Genomic DNA, 3,274 nt, shown 5'->3' with positions numbered 1-3,274 from the left:
AGCGACTCACGAGCCGGATCAAGAACCAGACACGGACCTGCGCTACGCTTCACCTGCGGAGTGCCTTCCTGTTCGGTGTATCTGATGTCTTCGCAAACACCAGTTTTCCTTACAGGACAGGCACTTCCGCGCATTCAGAGGCGTGTCACCTCAGATCAGGTGAAATCCCGAGGCTAGTGCCGAGACCACGAACGTTCACGGTGTCGCTGCCACGCCGTGGGCCGTGCCGGACGCGCGGTGTTGCGGCGGTGGCGCATCCGCAAGCTCTGTTTCAGCCGCCCAGCTTGACCGCACGGCGTACGTCATCGGCGTATGCCTCGGGCTGTTCCCAGGCTGCGAAGTGGCCACCGGTAGGGTGTTTCACGTAATCGCTGATGTTCAGGAACGCCTCAGCGTAGCTTCGCGGCTCCGGTTTGATGTCGTGCGGGAACACCGACAGCACGGTAGGCGTGTCGATCCGGTCGGGGATGGTGACTGGTTCGACGTAGGTGGCGAAAGAGGTGCCGATCGTGCCGGTGACCCAGTAGGCGGTGACCCAGGTGAGAAGTTCGTCCGGCGTGAAGGCTGGACCGTCGGACCAGGACTCCAGTTTTTCGACGATCCACGCCGCGAGGCCAGCGGGTGAGTCGCCGAGGGCGACGGCGAGCGTGTTCGGCCGCGTCGACTGCTCCGCGATGTACCCGCCTTCGGTCCGGAACCACTGCGCCGCTCGCCTGAGGTAGGCCGCCGCGTCGGGCGCGAGCTTCGCCGGGTCCGCCGTGAACGCATGCTGCGGGGCGACGTTCGTGAGGTGCAGGGCAGCTACCCGGTCCGGGTGTTCGCCCGCGAGGATCTCCGCGACGGTGCCACCCACGTCGCCACCGGACACCGTGTACCGCGAGTAACCAAGCTTGTCGAGAGCGTCCGCGACGATCTCGACGATCCGGTTGACCGACATGCCGGGAATGGTGAGCGGGGCCGCGAACGGGAAGCCCGGCAGCGCGGGAACCACCACGTGCATGTCCGCGAGCAAAGGTAGGACGCGCTCGAACCGCAACACCGAGTCCGGCCAGCCGTGCAGCAACACGACAACCGGGGCGCCGGGATTCGCGGACCGCTGGTGGATGACACTCAGGTCGGCGTCGCCTGCCCGCACCGTCACCCAGGGGAACCCGCCGATGCGGCGCTCGTGCTCGCCCCAGTCATACCCGTTCGCCCAGCGTTCGAGCAGTTCATCGAGGTGGGTGCCGCTGATGCCGCGCGTCCCGTCGTCACTCCACGGAGTCGCGACACGCCGCGTCCGCTGGAGTCTTTCCCGCATCTCGTCGTTCATGTGTATCAGCATACACATGATGTGTATGCTGATACACATGACTTTGCGAAATGCGGCCGCCACCAGGCAGCGAATCCTGGAGCACGCGCAACGCCAGTTCGCCCAGCACGGATACGCCGCGATCACGGTCAAAGGCGTGGCCGACGCGGCCGGCGTGTCGCCCAACCTCATCACGCGCTACTTCGGCGGTAAGGATGGCCTTTTCCTGGCGGCCACCCAAGTCGAGATCCCCGTCGCGGACTCTTTCGACGGCGACCGTTCCGCGCTGGGTTCGCGCCTCGCGGCCAGCATCGTCCAGCGCTGGTTCGGCGTCCCCGAGGCGGATCCGCTGCTCGTGCTGCAACGCGCGTCCGGCGAACGCCCGGAGGCGGCGGAAGCGCTGGCCGCCTTCCTCGACACGAACTCGCTGGAGCCGCTGCACCGCTACCTGCGCGACAGCGGCCTGGACGACGCGGACGCCCGCAGTCGAGCCGCGGCGATCGACGCCTTCGTGCTCGGCGTCTCGACCCGCCACCGGGTCCTACGTTCCGAACTCGGCGACCCCGCTGATCTCCAGGCCTGGCTGAGCACCAGCATCCAACGCCTCGCCGACGGGTGATGCACGACAGCAAGAAGTGCTGGAACTCCGCTTCCGGTCAGCACTCATCGAAACCACGCCCAGCCATGAAGAAATGGAGCGGCCATGAGATTGATCTTGATCAAGTCTCCGTGAGATAAACACAAACCCCAAGGTCCAACAAGATCAACATGTAGTCATCGGTGAGACCCTACAGGGCAGTCGCGCCGCCCGGCGCGAACGTGGGTCACATGACGTTCCTGTACATGAGTCTGGGATACCAGTGGAACCCCTTACGTCATGCGTGAGTAGGCAAACGTCACCCTGCGGGGGTGGCGCTCTAACGTGAACCCCAAGATGAACCCCCGTATGAACCCCAATGTGAACCCCCAACGGCACCAGTCATTGAGTCCACATTGGACGGTCCAGGCTTCCTGGCCTGCGCGTTAGTAGTTTGCTAGTAGCGACACCGAGTGCAGCTATGCTGCGACGCGTGTCTGACTACCTTCAGGTGACCGTCGTTGCCGACAGCAAAGAAGTCGCCGCGAGCCTCGCTCGATCGGCGGTCACCACGCGCCATGCCGCCAGCGCTCAGGTGGTCGGCCCGATCACCTCGGTCTACTGGCATCACGGGGAGCTGGGCGAAGGTCAGGAGTGGCAAGCCATCCTGAAGACCACCAAGGCCCGCTACCCTGCCCTGCGCGATCACCTGCTGTCCGAACATCCTTGGGACAACCCGGAAATCACTGCCGTCGAAATGCTCGGTGGAACCGATGCGTACTTCAACTGGCTCAGCCGCACGGTCGAACCGGTCGACTAAGCGCGGACTCGGTCTAAGCGCCTTGCCAGAAGTTGTGTCTGTAACTCGCGTGAGTTGACCTTGCCGCGAACGTGAAGAGCCTCGTCGGGTTGGATTCGGTTACCACACCTGAACCAGCACGACGAGGCCTCCACCAGTATGCGCCCCGCGCATGTCTATGCCGACTTGACCCCTGCCCAGCACCGTGAGCTGGTCACCGCGTTGCACGGACCCTGGCGAGTCGCCGCTCGCATCGTCATCGTGCTGCTGTCCGCATCCGGGATGAGCGCACCCGAGATCGCCGAACTCCTGCACTACGAGCCGGTCACCGTGCGCCGCTGGATCGCCCGGCACACCCGTGACGGCATCGCCGGGCTACCCGACCGGCCGCGCAGCGGACGCCCGCGTCGGGGCAGCCCGCGGCTCGGGCAACGCATCCACACCCTGCTCCAGGCGCCGAAAGCCTGGACCACCGCACGACTCTGGCGCGCCGCCCGGCGACCCGAGATGAGCCTGCGCACCTTCTACCGGCGGTTACGGGAGCAGGCCAGCTGGCGGCGCCCCCGGCTGATCGCCAAAGGCGACCCCGACCACGACACCACCTGCG

General features: G+C 65.5%; 4 protein-coding genes. 3 read left to right on the top strand and 1 reads right to left on the bottom strand.

The window, feature by feature from the left end; all coding sequences use genetic code 11:
- Positions 1 to 271: 271 nt before the first annotated feature.
- The gene (locus tag AOM45_RS48780; protein ID WP_030474304.1) at positions 272 to 1,312 is read right to left on the bottom strand and encodes an epoxide hydrolase family protein; all 1,041 of its coding nucleotides are present in this window, start codon (positions 1,310 to 1,312) and stop codon (positions 272 to 274) included.
- Positions 1,313 to 1,349: 37 nt separating this feature from the next.
- Between AOM45_RS48780 and AOM45_RS48775 the strand changes: the two genes are divergently transcribed.
- The 3 genes from AOM45_RS48775 to AOM45_RS48765 all read left to right on the top strand — a co-directional run.
- Positions 1,350 to 1,910 carry a TetR/AcrR family transcriptional regulator gene (locus tag AOM45_RS48775; protein WP_030474305.1) on the top strand — a complete coding sequence of 187 codons (561 nt, stop codon included), beginning with the start codon at positions 1,350 to 1,352 and terminating at the stop codon, positions 1,908 to 1,910.
- Between the two features lie 451 nt (positions 1,911 to 2,361).
- Positions 2,362 to 2,688, top strand: coding sequence for a divalent-cation tolerance protein CutA (cutA, locus tag AOM45_RS48770; protein WP_236704121.1), 327 nt, complete (start codon positions 2,362 to 2,364; stop codon positions 2,686 to 2,688).
- Between the two features lie 138 nt (positions 2,689 to 2,826).
- Positions 2,827 to 3,274, top strand: a 448-nt coding sequence (locus tag AOM45_RS48765) for a helix-turn-helix domain-containing protein (protein WP_156249791.1), incomplete at its 3' end; no start/stop codon positions are given.

Source organism: Lentzea aerocolonigenes (genome assembly GCF_000974445.1).
GTDB lineage: Bacteria > Actinomycetota > Actinomycetes > Mycobacteriales > Pseudonocardiaceae > Lentzea > Lentzea aerocolonigenes.
This window is presented reverse-complemented; position numbering and strand designations above follow the sequence as displayed.